The 16,714-nt window shown below is 29.8% G+C and carries 13 protein-coding genes; all 13 read right to left on the bottom strand.

From position 1 onward, the window contains the following. Window positions 1–17 precede the first annotated feature (17 nt). The 13 genes from BR66_RS23275 to BR66_RS0106290 all read right to left on the bottom strand — a co-directional run bounded on the left by BR66_RS23275 (window position 18) and on the right by BR66_RS0106290 (window position 16,585). Window positions 18–1,046, bottom strand: coding sequence for an SGNH/GDSL hydrolase family protein (locus BR66_RS23275; RefSeq protein WP_051624126.1), 1,029 nt, complete (start codon window positions 1,044–1,046; stop codon window positions 18–20). A gap of 16 nt (window positions 1,047–1,062) precedes the next feature. Continuing rightward, window positions 1,063–3,519 carry a beta-mannosidase gene (locus tag BR66_RS0106345; protein WP_026882158.1) on the bottom strand — a complete coding sequence of 819 codons (2,457 nt, stop codon included), beginning with the start codon at window positions 3,517–3,519 and terminating at the stop codon, window positions 1,063–1,065. A 98-nt stretch (window positions 3,520–3,617) separates the two neighbouring features. Then, window positions 3,618–4,799 carry a glycoside hydrolase family 130 protein gene (locus tag BR66_RS0106340; RefSeq protein ID WP_026882157.1) on the bottom strand — a complete coding sequence of 394 codons (1,182 nt, stop codon included), beginning with the start codon at window positions 4,797–4,799 and terminating at the stop codon, window positions 3,618–3,620. 40 nt (window positions 4,800–4,839) lie between these two features. Further along, window positions 4,840–6,045 (bottom strand): AGE family epimerase/isomerase, encoded by a 1,206-nt coding sequence (locus BR66_RS0106335; protein WP_026882156.1) that lies wholly within the window; start codon window positions 6,043–6,045, stop codon window positions 4,840–4,842. A 362-nt stretch (window positions 6,046–6,407) separates the two neighbouring features. Further along, window positions 6,408–7,427: a glycoside hydrolase family 130 protein gene (locus BR66_RS0106330; RefSeq protein WP_026882155.1), complete on the bottom strand. Its 1,020-nt coding sequence runs from the start codon at window positions 7,425–7,427 to the stop codon at window positions 6,408–6,410. Between the two features lie 225 nt (window positions 7,428–7,652). Continuing rightward, window positions 7,653–8,375, bottom strand: coding sequence for a response regulator transcription factor (locus BR66_RS0106325; RefSeq protein WP_278246801.1), 723 nt, complete (start codon window positions 8,373–8,375; stop codon window positions 7,653–7,655). Window positions 8,376–9,306: 931 nt separating this feature from the next. Beyond that, entirely contained in the window at window positions 9,307–9,984 is a 678-nt protein-coding gene (locus BR66_RS23270) for a hypothetical protein (protein ID WP_051624125.1), read from the bottom strand. A 65-nt stretch (window positions 9,985–10,049) separates the two neighbouring features. After that, the gene (locus BR66_RS23265) at window positions 10,050–10,454 is read right to left on the bottom strand and encodes a hypothetical protein (RefSeq protein WP_035795614.1); all 405 of its coding nucleotides are present in this window, start codon (window positions 10,452–10,454) and stop codon (window positions 10,050–10,052) included. A gap of 458 nt (window positions 10,455–10,912) precedes the next feature. After that, window positions 10,913–11,482 (bottom strand): hypothetical protein, encoded by a 570-nt coding sequence (locus tag BR66_RS23260; protein ID WP_051624124.1) that lies wholly within the window; start codon window positions 11,480–11,482, stop codon window positions 10,913–10,915. Beyond that, window positions 11,469–12,134, bottom strand: a complete 666-nt coding sequence (locus tag BR66_RS0106305; protein ID WP_026882152.1) for a response regulator transcription factor — start codon at window positions 12,132–12,134, stop codon at window positions 11,469–11,471. The genes BR66_RS23260 and BR66_RS0106305 overlap by 14 nt, the downstream gene beginning before the upstream one ends. A gap of 215 nt (window positions 12,135–12,349) precedes the next feature. After that, complete coding sequence (ftsH, locus tag BR66_RS0106300) at window positions 12,350–14,155, bottom strand: ATP-dependent zinc metalloprotease FtsH (protein WP_026882151.1); 1,806 nt, start codon at window positions 14,153–14,155, stop codon at window positions 12,350–12,352. A 51-nt stretch (window positions 14,156–14,206) separates the two neighbouring features. Continuing rightward, entirely contained in the window at window positions 14,207–14,770 is a 564-nt protein-coding gene (locus BR66_RS0106295) for a TetR/AcrR family transcriptional regulator (protein ID WP_026882150.1), read from the bottom strand. A 102-nt stretch (window positions 14,771–14,872) separates the two neighbouring features. Beyond that, on the bottom strand, window positions 14,873–16,585 hold the full coding sequence (locus BR66_RS0106290) for a sensor domain-containing diguanylate cyclase (protein ID WP_026882149.1): 1,713 nt from the start codon (window positions 16,583–16,585) through the stop codon (window positions 14,873–14,875). Between the last annotated feature and the right edge of the window lie 129 nt (window positions 16,586–16,714).

Here is a 16,714-nt window from a genome sequence, read left to right as displayed (position 1 = left end):
TAGATTTTATGTGTTTGTCATAAAATTTCTCTGATTTTATTTGCAAGACGTTTTCCCATTATTTTATGAGTTTTTATGCTTGGATGGCCTGAAATTCCACGTCCATAGGATTCTAAATGATGATCATATTCTAAAAAATATATCCAGTCATTGTGTTCATTTTTTATGGACTGAACTACGCCATTTTTTACATATTCTCTTGTTATTTCTAAAGCCTCATTTTCAATCACTGGACCTATAGAACATATTATTTTAGCTTTAGGATAGTTTTTATGAATTGTATATACTAACTTCTTATATAAATCCACAAATGCTTCTCTGCCTGGCAAACAATTCTCACTAAAATCATTTGTTCCAAGGTTTATGGCTACAACTTCAGGAATCCATTTATTAAAATCCCATTTTTCTGTGCTATTAGGTATTACTAAAGGGTATTTTGATGGCATTGTATATACTGTTTCTCCACCATAATTCTTAGTAAGTCCAAAGCCAGAACAAGCAATAATCATATGTTCTGCATTTAGTTCTTTGGCAGCTAATGTTCCATAAGAATAATACGAATTGTCATATTTAGGATCATATTCTATAGTTTCATTTGCCCCTTCAATTCCAAAGCCACAACTTATGGAATCCCCTACAATTTCTATTTTTAATTTTTTACTATCATCCTTAGGTGGAATAATGTTTCCATCTCCAAAGTTAAAACCTAAAAACTGAGCCCAGCCAATATTAAATTCTGTGCGTTTAATAAGCTTAACTTCATGTTCTCCCTCTTTAAGCCCCTTAGCAAGTATATAGATTCCCTCAGCATCCTCTTCTAATTCAAGTGAATCTATTACTACTTCATTATCAACAATTACTACAAAAAAATTTCTTCCAAAGGATTTTATTTTTGCCGAAACACTTTTTCCATAAAATCTAGCGCTAATAATACTGGCAGACCAACCAAATTTAGGTCCCTTCCCTTCACTGAAATCAAATCTTCCAAAATATTTTACTCCAGGTTCTCCAAACTCCCTAGACTCTTCAAATGTAAAGTTATCCATGATAATTCCTCCATTCTCATTCTAAATCATATATACTTCTGATTCTTAGTTGTTTTGTGAATTGTTCTAAATTTAATTTTTTTGATAGAGTTTGCTTATTCGTTTTTAAAATTTTTTGCGAATTTCCATCCATATCGAAAAAATTATCATCAAATATACAGTCATAATCTGTTAACTCTAAGTCAATATACTTTGTAAAATTCTCAGCTTTAATTTTTATTAAAAAATCATCTTGGCCTTCAGTAACCTGAATTTGCAATTTGGGATTTAAAAATTCAAAATGTTTAGGTTTACAAAATAAAATTGTACCAAGTTTTATAATTTCTCCTTCTGATTCTAAAATGTATTCTAAATATATTTCTCTTTGATTTTTCTTTGTGTATATCTGTTTTTTGAAATCCAATTGTTCACAAATACTTGAAGATAGAGGTTCAGAATATACTTCCTTGGTTCCTTGGTTTATTATTTTGGAGTAATTATCTCTTAGTTTCCAAATAATTTTACCATTAAATGGTTTTAGTGTTTCATTTGTAACATAGAGATCAACTTTAGTCCCTTCATCAAAAGCAGATAAAAGTATGGGTGCAAAAAAATTTTTAGCGTAATAGTGAAGCGCCTTCCATCTACCATAATAATCTATACTTGACCAAGAGGCCACCGGCCAACAGTCATTTAGTTGCCAATATATTGCACCCATACACCTTCCGCGATTTCTTCTCCAATGCTCTACCCCATACCTTATTGCTTCAGCCTGAGTTATTTGAGATGCATACAACATATTTTCTAAACCACTAGGATATTTCAAAAATTCTGAAATGTAATATATGATTTTACCATTTCCACCTTCATGCTTTTGATGATTTTCCATAACATATGAAAATGGGTTTCTATCCTTAGGTAGTGTAAAACTCTCAACAGTTTTAATCTCAGGGAAAGATTCAAATCCAAATTCCGACACAAATCTAAAAAAATATTTTCTGTATTCAGTAAATGTTTTTAGTTCATGCCAAACCTCCCAGTAATGAGCATCTCCCATGTTATCATTATCTAATTCTTTAAAACTTCCAAGTTTTGAAGGAGATGATGGCCAATAAAACGTATTAGGATCATTTTTTTTAAGTATCTTAGGAAATAATACTTCATATTGCCTTATATACTCTTCTTCTGTAGTTTTTCTCTTGTTTATTCCCCAGTGTTTTATTGCACTTTCATTCTCATTGTTTCCACACCATATACCTAATGAAGCATGATTTCTTATTCTTTTTATGTTATCCTCAAGTTCTGCCGTGATATTTTCTTCAAATTCTTCTGATAATTCGTAATCAGCGCAGGCAAACATAAAATCCTGCCATACTATTAATCCATGTTGGTCGCACAAATCATAAAAATAATCTTCTGGATAATACCCTCCACCCCAAACACGAATGCAATTCATATTTACCATTACTGAAGATTTTATAAGTTTTTCTGTTTTTTCCTTAGTGCAACGTGACAGTATATTATCCTCTGGAATATAATCAGCCCCCATGGCAAATATTGAAGCTCCATTTATATTAAATTCAAAGCTTTCTCCCCACTTGTCTTTTTCTTTTTTTACTGTAAGGGTTCTAATTCCTATATTCATTTCTTTTTTATCTATTATTTCTTTGCCCTTCATTAAAGTTACACTTACATTGTATAAAGGATGATTGCCATATCCATTAGGCCACCACAATTCCGGATTTTTAATATTAAAACTTATAATATTCTCTTTAGATTCCGCTATTACATTTTTTTCAATAACTTCTCCCCTCGGACTATTAATTTTTACATTTATATTAAAATTTTCGTGATAGAAATTTTCATGATTAATCTTTACATATATATTAACTTCATTATGGAAATGCTCTTGAGTAACATATACTTCTTCTAGCTTTCCTAGGTTATAACACTTAATATATATATTTCTCCATATTCCCATATCAGGAATCCTAGGTCCCCAATCCCATCCAAACATATGATGTGATTTCCTGAGATTAGGGAAACCTTCCATAGCATTTGCTCCCCATATATGATTTTTCTCAAAGCTTTTCTCAATATATTTTGTGGGTGAGAAAAGTATTATATTTATAACATTTTTCCCAAGTTTCAAGACTTGCTTAACCGAAAATTTATACTGCCTATGCATATTATTTGTTTTGGAGATCAATTTACCATTTATATAAATTTCACTGATTGTATCAATCCCATCACAATATAAAATCATTTCATCACTTTTTAATATTTCTTCCGTAACATCAAAAGTCCTTTCATATTCATAATTATAATTTGCTTTTTCAAGAGTTTTCTCCTCATTATCTCTATAAAATGGTTCCTCCATTTCACCATTTTTAATCAGTTCACTAAATACTGTTCCTGGAACAGATGCAACTATCCATTCACTACAATCTTTTCTTTTCATTTTCCATGTTCCATTCAAATCAAATATAAACATACTTTTTCTCCTTTTTAATAATTATTGAAAAGGTAAATCCCCAAATAGTCCTTATATGGATTATCTGGGGATTCCAAACTGGGCATAATCAATTTCAATTATTTTTTATTAATTAATTCCAAATTTTTTCTTATGAGCTCTGTTCTTTGTTTTACACAATCTACGGATCTTAACGGATCGGCAGGAGTGGAAAAAGTATAATCTACTAATTTATCAATTGTAGTAGTTGCTACATGAGTGCGTGTATCTGAAGATGCATAATATATGTAAACATCTCCGTTATCTTTAACAATTGCACCATTTGTGAAAACAACGTTTGATACATCTCCAGTTCTCTCTATTCCTTGAGGTGCAATAAAAAATCCGTTTGGTGAAGCAATTAATTTACTTGGATCATTTAAATCAGTAGCAAATACATAAACTACATATCTTAATCCCGCAGCTGTATTTCTTACCCCATGTGCAATGTGTATCCAACCTTTTTCAGTTTTAATTGGAACACAACCAGCACCATTTTTGGTTTCAGTAATTGTATGGTATTGTCTTGGACTTATCACTGTTTCCTTATCTATTACTGCATGGGTTATATCATCACATACTCCAAAGCATACTCCACCACCGCTTCCAGTGTCTATGAATCCATCTTGTGGTCTAGTGTAGAAAGCATATTTACCATCTATAAACTCTGGATGCAATACAACATTTCTTTGCTGATGTGAAACAGTTTTTAAATTAGGTAGTCTTTCCCATGTTTTTAAATCTTTAGTCCTAACTATTCCTGCTTTTGCTATGGCCGAAGATAAATCACCAGCTATTGCCTCAGGATCCTTGCTTTCTGAGCAAAATACTCCATAAATATAACCATCTTCATGTTTTGTCAGTCTCATATCATAAACATTAGTTTCTTCTAGGTCTGTATCTGGCAGCAATATTGGATAATCCCAAAACTTAAAATTGTCTATCCCGTTATCACTTTCTGCCACAGCGAAAAATGACTTACGATCATTACCTTCTACTCTTACAACCAAATGATATTTTCCATTGAGTTCTATTGCCCCAGCATTAAATGCAGCATTAACCCCTATTCTTTCCAATAAAAACGGATTAGTGTCCTTGTTTAAATCATACTTCCAAAATAAAGGTGCATGCTCTCCTGTTATTACTGGATATTTATATCTATGATAAATACCATTACCACCTTCAACTTTTTCATTTTTTCTTTCAATTAATTCCTTATGTTGTTTTGTTAAAATTTCTAGCCTCTCTTCAAAAATTCCCATTTGTACTTATCCCCCTATTTAATAAAATCATTTATTTATATTATTTATTAAGTCTTTTTATTACTTCATAACATGTTCTGCTATTATGATAAGGGCATTTCCACATGTCAACTTTGGGTAATTTATCATGATCATTCCCTTCACCTTTAGCCATCCAAAACCACTCGCCATTAACTTTATCGATTATATTTTTATCGATAAAGTTCCACATATTATAGGAAGATTCCAGATATTTTTCATCACCAGACAGCTGATATGCATTTAAAAATCCTACAACCGCTTCTCCTTGTGGCCACCAATGCTTGTCCCTGTCCATTTCTCCATTCTCATGGAGTTCATTTATAATACCACCATCTGTATCTATTCCTTGATCTAAAACTGCCTCAGCCATATCCAATGCAATAATTTTAATCTGGTCTAACAATTTTTTATCTCCAAGAACTTCAGCTGCTTCAACAAGGAGCCAACTTCCTTCAATATCATGCCCATAGGATACAGTTTTAACTTTACTATTCCACACTTCATCAAAAAACAATTTAAAATGATGTGTATTTTTATCTATAATATGTAAAACTATAATTTCAATAATCTCTTTTAACTTTGCTTCTAATTCTTTAGATTTATAAACTCTAAATAAGTTTGTATAACCTTCTAGTACATGCAGATGGGTGTTCATTGATTTTTTTTCATTCATATCCTTGTCGCTTAAACGCAAATCCTCAAGTAAGTTCCATTCCTTAGAATATGCTTCGAAATATCCTTTATTCTCACTGTCATAGCTATGCTTCTCTATAGCATTAAATAATAACATTGCTTTCTCTAGACTTTCTTTTTCTCCTGTAGCCATATAATATTCACTTAACGCATATATAGTAAATGCTTGTCCATATATTTGTTTCTTTGTGTCATAAGGCTTACCTTCATAGTCCACTAGCCAACATACACCTGAATTTTCATAATCCCAAAAATATTTGATTATATATTCATATGCCCTTTTTGCCATAAACAAATATTCATCCTTTTTGTATAATTTATACGCCGATGAATATGTCCATAGAATCCTAGCATATAATACTGACCCTTTAGGTGCCTTCTTGTCAATTTTAAGTTCATTATCAATTTTTCCATAAAATCCACCAAACTCATCATCTACAGTATTTTCTATCCAAAATTTTAATATGTCATCAGTAAGTTCATTTTGTACATCTGATATAAATTTTTCTTTACTAATTTTACTATTTGGCATTTTAATCATCACCTTATAAAATATAATTTATAGAAATGGATATACTTTATTATCGTTTACAATTCATACCTTTTTATCAAAGGTATATACTTTATTAATATATTATATGATACTTTAATACTATTTAAAACAACTAATATTCAGTTTTATTAACATAATTTCAGTTCTTTAGATTTAAAATTTAAAAAAAAGCAAAAATAAAACGTATACATATAAAATGTATACGTTTTATAGATATATATGACAAAATAAATATAATTTCACTTTCTTATCTAGCATCATCATATAAATAAATCCTTAAGCCTCTCATTCAAAGATGATTTAAGGATTTACAATTCATATCACAAATTCTGTGATATGCTTTATCTATATTCTTCAGCATCTCCAGGTAATAATTGTGAATTGGCTTTAATATAGTTAATTAATTCATCTACCTCAGCGAATGCTACAGCTGAAAAAGTATCAGCAGCTCCATAATAGATTGCTATTCTACCAGTTTCAGCATCCTGTAATGTAGCACAAGGGAAAGTTACATTTGGTACAAAACCTGTAGTTTCATATTCTTTTTCTGGGGTTAATACATAATCTCTTGTCCTATATAAAACTTTAGATGGATTTTCTAAATCTAATATTGCAGCTCCAAAACTATAAACAAAACCATTACAAGTTCCAGAAACACCGTGATAAAACATTAACCATCCCTCTGATGTTTCTATTGGTACTGCTCCAGCGCCAATTTTAGTTCCTTGCCACCAACCAGCTCCACCACTAGTCATAACCCTTCTATGTTTTCCCCAATATACTAGATCTGGACTTTCACTAAGAAATATATCTCCGAAAGGAGTATGACCACTATCGCTTGGTCTACTAAGCAATATATAATTCCCATTAATCTTTCTTGGGAATAATACTCCATTTCTATTAAATGGAATAAATGGATTTTCAAGCCTTGTAAATTCTTTAAAATCTGTAGTTTTTCCTAAAGCCAAAGAAGCACCACCAAAATCTGTACACCAGACAATATAATAGGTATCTTCTAATTTAACTAAACGTGGATCATAAGAATAACCTGGTTGATAAGGCTGTCCTTGTTCATCATTCCATTGTATCTCTTCATTGTTTATATCCCATTTTAATCCATCTTTACTAAAACCTAAATGTATACGGGCTGTACCATTTTTGTGGTCTGCTCTAAATATACCTGCAAATCCACCTTCAAAAGGAACTACTGAACTATTATAAATACGAGCAGCTTTTGGGATTGGATTCCATCCTATAATTGGATTAGCATCATGTCTCCATACTACTCCCTTATAATCTTCTGGTTTATCTTGCCATGGTACATTTTTCATTGCTTCACCTATAATTTTAACTTTACTCACAACCATCACTCCCATTGTAATATTTACCATAAAACAGTATAATTGTATACTTCGAAAACGTTTTATTGTAATCAATTACTTACATGTTATACGATTTCTCAAAAGTATATACTTTATATTTAAATTATATGTTACTTTAATTTATTTTAAAACTACAAAACTTCAGTTTTATTAACATAAATTCAGCTGTTTACAGTTAAAAACCTATTAGATAGCTACAATTACTTATGAATGGTAGTGTATGGATAAGTTTACATATTCTTTAGGTGTTACTCCTACATTTTTTTTAAATACTCGATTGAATGAAGCAACCTCTTCATAACCAACAATCCTAGCAACTTCATAAATCTTAACCCCTGGTTGCTTAAGCAATTCTTTAGCAGCAACAATTCTAGTATCTATTAAATAATCAATAAAATTTATACCAGTTTCTTCTTTAAAAAGTGTACTAAAATAATTTGCATTTAAAAATACATGTTCAGCTACAAGTTTTAATGATATATCATTATTATAATGTTCATTGATATAAAATTTTGCCTCTTGGATTACCTTTTTCCCATTTTTATATTTTAAATTTTTTGTTTTTTCAGCTTTGATTTCTTCATTAACTTTATTTAAAATGCCAAGGAGCTCCTTTTCATTAATAGGTTTTAACAAATAATCAATTGCACCGTTTATAAAAGCTTCTCTAACATATTTGAAATTATCAAATTCACTTAATACAATAACTCTAGTACCTATGAAACTCTCTTTTATTGTTTTAATTAATCCCATCACTTCTATACCTTTTATAAATATATCTGTTATGAAAATATCTGGTTTCAAATTATTTATTATTTTTAATGCCTCTTCCACATCATCAATCTGTTCAATAACATTAAATTCATAATTTTTACCTTGAATTATATTGATTAATTCACTTCTAGCATTTTTATTATTATCTGCAATTATAATATTAATGATTAAGGCACCCCCTGGCTGATTTATGTTCTATAACATACTCGTAATGTATTTAGCTTGTTCTTTTGTTTCCCTTCCTTGCCCATAGTTTAATATCTTAATAATATTATATATCAATTTACTCAATATAACGTAAATATTTATTCTAACCTCTGTAAATTACTATTTTAGATGATGAAAAATTACTGTGTAATTAATTCTATAATAAATTCATACTAATTATTGCTGATAGACCATTTATTAATAACCATATTCCAGCAATTCTTATAGGTGTATCCTCGGCCCTGTGCCATCATTTTTAAATATAAACCTTCCTATTTTCCCTTCTTACAAAACTAAAACTATTAGCACAACTAAATACTGCTCTCTCTTGACTATAGAACTAGTTCTATTGAATTGAATTTAATTTGTTTTTTAATTAGAAGTATAGTTATTGAAAAAATTAAAACCAGAAAACTTAATAATGAGCTTAAGAAAACTAATTTTACGTTAAAAAAGTATTCAAAATTGTTATTCACTTTCTAAAGATTGCTTAAATAATTTAAGAAAAGCAGTCAGTGTGCTGAAAGCAACTACCAATATTAACTTACGAAATGATATTGGTAAACTTTTCCTTAATTTGAAAATTGCAGACAAATATCTAATGATATAGATGGCTTTACCATAGACGTGAAAATTCCAGAAAATATATTGGAGGTAAATTCATGAGATGATTTATTAATTCATAACCTTTTGGAAATGATCTACCAATCTGAATTTCGCTTGCTTTTTATAAATAAAATACCATCTTCTAGCAAACATATTGCAAAGAATATTGCTATTAGTATAACTGGAAATGAGTAACGTGCCTGACCCTCAGTAACAAAATATACACAAGTAAACATGTAAAATAGGATCAAATTATACGCACTATATGAGGCTATTTTTTTCTACTCATTAAATTACAAATAGTTTTTATGGTATATATAATTATTGAAATTATAGCTAATATGAATACTAACCATTTAATATCATTTACATATATATTTAATGCTATTTGAGCATTGCTACTTAACCCCGTTCCATATATGCTATAATTCACATCATCACTGCTAAGATATGTATTAGACAATCGTTTAAATCCTAGCATGAAAAATTGCTTTGGATGAGTTATTATCCATTTTTTAGCTGCAACAGTCAACATTCTATTTTTCTCTGTGGCATTTGCTTTAATATAATCTTTTTTTGTTACAATTGAGTTTTCCACATTTTCAGCAGGCATCCACCTACCATAATTATTTTGCGAATTATTATTTATGTACAGTACTATGCCGCTATTATTTGAAATAGGAGTAAACTCACCAAAAAGTTTTGTGTTTCTGTAAATCCATGGTGAAATACATAACATACTGATAAATAATATAATTGTGCTATGTTTTATTACAGCAACCCATTTATTTTTTAGTACTAATTCTAATATAAATATCACTAAAAAGAATAAAATAAAAAATGGTTTTATCATAGCATCAACGGCTGTAAGAACTCCAATTATAATATACTTATATTTAATATCGCTATAATATATAAATGTTATAAAAAAGAAAACAGTAGTAAACAATATTTCAGTTCCTGTGATGCTGTTATAAAAAATATTATTTGGGAAAAGAACAAATACTCCATAAATTAGCTTCCGTTTCCTTTCACTGTAAACATTTTGGAAAGATAATATCCAGTAAAAACTATAGCAAGAACTGGAGGGACTAAAAATATTGTTCCGATTTCCTTGATAATATCACTGCTTATCTCCTTGTATGTAAGCCCTATTTTAACTAATTGATTGGATCTATTTTTATCATCCTCTAAGGATGTAAATGTTTTGAAATACAAAACAGCCCCACTACCCATCAAGAACATAATTCCAAGAAAGGATGATGTAAATAACATAAATCCTCTACTGTTAATTTCTTTATTGAATTTTTCAGTTTTTAACACTAAGCTTTTCTTTATGCTATTTCCACCTATTTTATTAAACTTCTCTATTAAATTGTTTTTAATATATTTGTACTCAATGTTATTATTTAAATTCACTAATACATCATAGCAAATATAATTCTCTGCGGTATTTTTTTTTCTGCTATGAAGCTTAAGTCATAGGGATAATGGTAATTAATATAATTTTCCGTTGATTTATACATAGAATAGTTAATAGAAAGAAGTATCATAGCTCCTGCAACAAGTAATGTTACTATATATAAAACTGCCCTATAAGCAACAAACCTGTGTGTGAGGGAATTTAAACATAGGATATTATTGTTATAGAAGCTTTTAAACATTTTTGATATTGTTACTATGAGACTCATAATAAAACCTATTATAAGATATAGAGATACAATCGTTAATACAACTGATACAATCAGCATATTTCCACTGTTTTTAAATTCTTGATTTATTGTTTTTTGAAAAACTATCAATGAAGCTATAAGAATAGCTATTCCTATAATACCTATAACTAAATTAGACCTTCCAATTTATCTTTCATGGAATACTTAATAGCGTTTAAGATTTATCTTTTCAGGCATATAGTCCCTTCTAAAATCATTAATTCTAAATAAATTTAATGCTCCCTCAAGGTTTTCTTGAAGCTTGTTGCTCTCATCTGCAATATCATCAATTATTTTGCCCAAGTTTTGATTTTTCCCCATTTCTGATGCAAGTTCTATAATCGACACTGAGGTCTTCATATTATGAATCCATTCTTCCAAAATTTTATTTCTTTCTTCGTATTTTGCTTCCATACTATAAATTTTAGAAATATAATAATTATGTACATCCATTAAGCCATTAAGCACATCTTCAAAAATATAACCTGATTTTATTTTATATTGTGGACTAACTTTTCCCTCTCTCAATGAAATGTTCAAGGTCCTGTACACAAAAAATTTATATACAAGATAACATAATAAAAAAGTATCCGTTAATATTATTGGATATATATCAAATTGTTTATCAAACAGAAAATAGTAATAAAGCATAATTGTAAGCGTATTACATAGGAATAAAATTATAGCTATTTTTTCTTTTTTCAAGGTATCAATTATACTCTTAAGTAAAGACATATCCAATCCCCCTCTTAGTTATAATTGACTCTTTTACTCCCACTTGATCTAATCTCTTTTTAAGTCTTGTTATGTTAACCGTAAGTGTATTATCGTCCACAAATACAGTATCATCCCAAAGTTCCTCCAAGAGCTCTTCCCTAGAAACAACTTTATTATAATTACTCATAAAAATTTTGAGAAGCTTGTATTCATTTTTACTAAGTTCAATTATTTTATTATTTGCCTTAAGTTGCATACTTTCACAAATGAGCATAATATCATTGATTTTTATACTGTTATTTTTATCAGTATTAGTCCTTCTAAGCACTGCATTGATTTTTGCAACCAAAATTCCCATATTGAATCGCTTGGTTACATAGTCATCAGCTCCCATATTCATTCCCCTTATTTGCTCTCCCTCAGAGCTTCTTGCAGACACTATGATTACTGGCACAGTTAATTTATTTCTAATAGCCTTCAAAAAATAGAATCCATCAAACTTTGGAAGGTTAATATCTAAAAGCACTAGATCAGCGCTAGCTTTCAAAGTCTCTTCTTTTACATTATTAAAATCTGTTACAATCTGAACTTCGTAATCATATCCCACCAAATATTCTTCTATATATTTTCTAAGTAGCACATCGTCTTCAATTATTAATATTTTTTTCATTTTTACCTCACTGTATTTATCATCTTATGAATTTCAAAGTTATATACTATATAATTTTATCAAATTTCACTTGATATGTCATTAATCTACTTGTTTTCAATTCTTGCACTAAATATAGTCATTCTACCCTTCTGGCTCGTATCAATATTAACTAAGTATTAATGAAACAAAAAACACCGAGGATTTCTCCTCAGTGTTTAAAATTGTTAAATTAATTAGCTTCTTGCAAATATTTCTTGAAAATCCGCTGCCTCAAGTTTCTCTTTTACTAAAAGTTCTTCAGCAACAGCATTAAGTTTACTCCTATTGTCAGTTAGAAGCGTCAATGCTTTATTATATGCTTCATCTATAACTTTTTTTATTTCTTCATCTATTTTATTTGCAACTTCTTCACTATAGCTTTTACTTTTACCCATATCTCTACCAACAAATACATCGTCACTACCCGATTCAAAGGTTATTGGTCCAAGAGTATCACTCATTCCATAGCTCATTACCATTTTCCTTGCTATGGAAGTTGCTCTTTCAATATCATTGCTTGCACCAGTACTTATATCTCCAATAACTAGTTTTTCTGCAACTCTTCCACCTAGGAGTCCTGCGATTTCATCTTCAAGTCTTGAACGGGACATATATGAACTTTCCACATCTGGAAGATGCATAGTATACCCTCCAGCCATCCCTCTAGGAACTATACTTATTTGGTGAACAGGATCAAGCCTTGGAAGTAATTTCATTACAATCGCATGTCCTGCCTCATGGTATGCTGTAAGCCTTCTATCTTCTTCACTTACTATTCTGCTTTTCTTTTCAGGTCCGGCTACTATTCTTGTAACTGCTTCTTCAAGCTCATCCATGCCTATAAGTTTTTTAGCTCTTCGTACAGCTAAAAGTGCTGATTCATTCATTAAGTTTTCAAGATCTGCACCTGTAAATCCTGGTGTTCTCTTAGCAAGTACACTAAGCTTAATTTCTGGTTCAAGATGCTTATTTTTTGAATGCACTGCCAAAATTGCTTCTCTACCCTTTGTATCAGGGACTCCAACAAGTATTTGTCTGTCAAATCTACCTGGTCTTAGTAGTGCTGGATCAAGTACATCAGCTCTGTTCGTAGCTGCAATCATTATAATTCCTTCATTTTCTCCAAATCCATCCATCTCAACTAACAGCTGATTTAATGTCTGCTCTCGTTCGTCATTTCCTCCACCAATTCCTGCACCTCTTTGTCTTCCCACAGCATCAATTTCATCTATAAAAACTATACAAGGCGAGTTCTTTTTTGCTTGCTCAAACAAATCTCTTACTCTGGAAGCTCCTACACCTACATACATTTCTACAAAATCCGAACCGGAGATGCTAAAAAATGGTACTCCAGCCTCACCTGAAATAGCTCTTGCAAGAAGTGTCTTACCCGTTCCCGGAGGTCCTACAAGTAAAACACCTTTTGGTATACGAGCGCCCATATCTATATATTGTTTAGGTTGCTTTAAAAAATCAACTATTTCTGCAAGCTCAGCTTTTTCTTCATCTGCTCCTGCAACATCATCAAAACTAACTTTCTTCTTATTATTAGGATCCACAAGTTTTGCTTTACTTTTACCAAACTTCATTGCAGCACCACCACCTGCACCATTGGACTGCTTTATCATTGAAGAAAAAAACCATACAAACATTAATATCATTAGTACCGTAGGCAAATACTGTAACCATATAGGTAAAGTTGCAGGTTTTAGGTATATTTCCTGAACATCCGCACTCTTTGGATGATCTTTAATGAATTGAAATAATCTGGCAGATGGGACAACCGTTTCATATGTAGTTCCATTTTTTAAAGTTCCCGAAACTAACATTTTATCTTCTTCTACCGTGAAGCTTTTTATAGTTTTATTGGTCCAATCATTCTGAAATTCATTAAAATTAATAGTTTTTGAAGTCTGATTTGTTTTAAAAAGCGATAGTGCTGCAATAACAACAATAATGAAAATTATTGTTGAACCAACAACGCTTGATTTTTTTTTCATCAGAGATCCACCTCTCTTTCTAAATATATTATTAACTAAATTATCTTGATTTTAAATTAGCAAAGCATTCTGAATAATTTTGATCATCTCTTGGAGCAATTCTACCATTTCTGCTTCACTTTTATTTTTATTCACCGCAATTTCTTTTACTGGACAAAACAGAATCGCCAGTAAATTATCATTATTATAATCCTTTATAATACGGTTATTTTTCATCTCAACTATCAAATTATTAATATTGCAAATGCCTTGCATTTCTAAGCAACCACTAGCTAATGAGGGACAATTTGAAAACTGATCTACAAAGTTGAAAATTTCTTTATTTTCCCGAATATAATTATAATAACTCCTAACAAGTATTTCTATAAGTTGCTGTCCTCCCATTCCTTGATGTACATTATTTAAAAGATAATTATAAATTTCTTCTGAGTACTCACGATAAATATCTTGAAACATAATCTCTTTGTTATCAAAATATATATATACTGTGGCTGGAGAAACCCCTGCTTCTTTAGCGATCTTTGAAATAGACGTACCATAAAAACCTTCTTGAAGTATTAATTTAATTACTGCTTCTTTTATTTTTTTTTCTTTTTCATCATCCTTTTTTCTCATCTTACCACCTCTGTTTGTATTTATATAATAAACGATCATTCATTTATTGTCAATAGATGCTTTCTAAAGCACTTTAGGTGAATTTACAGATGAATTCTCTTTCTATACCTCTATTCTATTTCTCCCATTCTCTTTTGCCTTATACAAAAGTTTGTCGGCATTTTTTATACATTCTCCCTTTATAAAAGTGTCATTTTCATACAAACCTCCGCTTATAGTAATTTTAGCTTCATCTTTAAATGCAAGCTCACTAACGCTATCCCTAATTTTTTCTGCTATTTCTTTAGCTTTTCCCTTATTTGTGTCAGGTAAAATGATAATGAATTCTTCCCCTCCATACCTTCCAGCATAACCTATATTCTTAACATTACTATCAATCAAATCACTTATAGTTATCAAAACTTTATCCCCATATGGATGACCATAAGTATCATTAACTGATTTAAAAAAATCAATGTCAAACATCACTGTAGTAAATATTTCTCCTCTTGTTCTGTAATTTTCCATTGTATTATCCAGTATTTTCTCAATATAATTCCTATTATACAAATTTGTAAGACTATCTCTAATTGATTTCTCATATATAAGTTGATTTTCAATTTTCAGCTTTTCATAATGTACTAAATCGTCACAATATTTAATTATAAGTGCATAAGTTTCTAAAAATGCAAAAATAAACATTCCTATTTGAAAAACATATCTGCCATATATAGCTCCATTATTCACCAATATGTCATTACATGTTGTTATTATTAGAAATATTAGAGCCAAAAGTGTTGCTCCACTATTTTTTTCTCTCTCTCTAAATTTATTTATTAAAAATATCAATAAATAGATTACAATAATTGTTAGAATAGCTTGACTTACATATGAAAGCTTATCGTAAAATACATTGTTAGTTGTAAGACATATAATAGTAAATATTATTGAAAATGCCCATGACAGGGTAACTATTTTTTTAGATAAACTTTTGTACATATCTTTTAAAAACAACACGTATATTGGTATCCACAAATAATATGTAAGTGCCGCAGTCTTGCTTAGAAGTTCAAAAGGCATATTGGGGAAGAAATGTATAATTATTCTTTCATTGAGGAAGAGGCATCTCAATTGTACAAATACACAGAGCAAAGAAAAATATAAAAAGCACTTATTATTTTTAAGACGTGTATAAAATGGCAAGAACAACAATTCTATAATAAACAAGCTTCCAATTATTATTAAATCTACGCTTGAATTCAATATAAATTGATTCATTATTTGGTCTTTGAGTCCTAAATCCATAGAATCAATCACAGGAAAAATATCCCTATAATTAGATGTTTCAATTACTATATCAATAACGCCATTTTCAGAAGTAAAATATTGGTATGTAGGCAAATATATTGCCTTTTCATCATTATAGCTTTTCCCTACTTTCCCTGTTGATCCTTGTAAAATGCCATTTATCCAAACCTTTGAAGCCGATAGCATACTTTTAATTTCAAGTCCATATACAACTTTGGATGGTGCATATATTCTTAATCTCAATGTCATATATCCAGTGTTTTTTCCATTTAATTGGCTTTTTAATTCACTAGGTATTATCAAATATTTATCAGTTTTTTCCTGTTTCACTTTTTCTGGATCAAGTAGCTTATTATTGTACATATCCCATTGTCCATCTAACTTAACAATACCATTATGTATAAAATCATAATTATTTAGATTAATAATACCGTTGACAGCCTTAATATTACTGGCATTATGCTTATTAAGTGTTGGATAAATCACTACTAAAATTGCAAAAACAATAAGTATTATAACTTTTTTCATACGTTATCTCCTATTAACAAATAAATAGTGCTTTAACCACTATACCTGTTTTATTTTTCTTAAAGCTCGTTTTAGTAAGGCTTTTAGGTGTTTTTTTATAAAAAAAATAATGGTTCCATTTCTTCTGAT

Origin of the sequence: Clostridium akagii DSM 12554 (assembly GCF_000686725.1) — a bacterium.
GTDB lineage: Bacteria > Bacillota > Clostridia > Clostridiales > Clostridiaceae > Clostridium_I > Clostridium_I akagii.
This window is presented reverse-complemented; position numbering and strand designations above follow the sequence as displayed.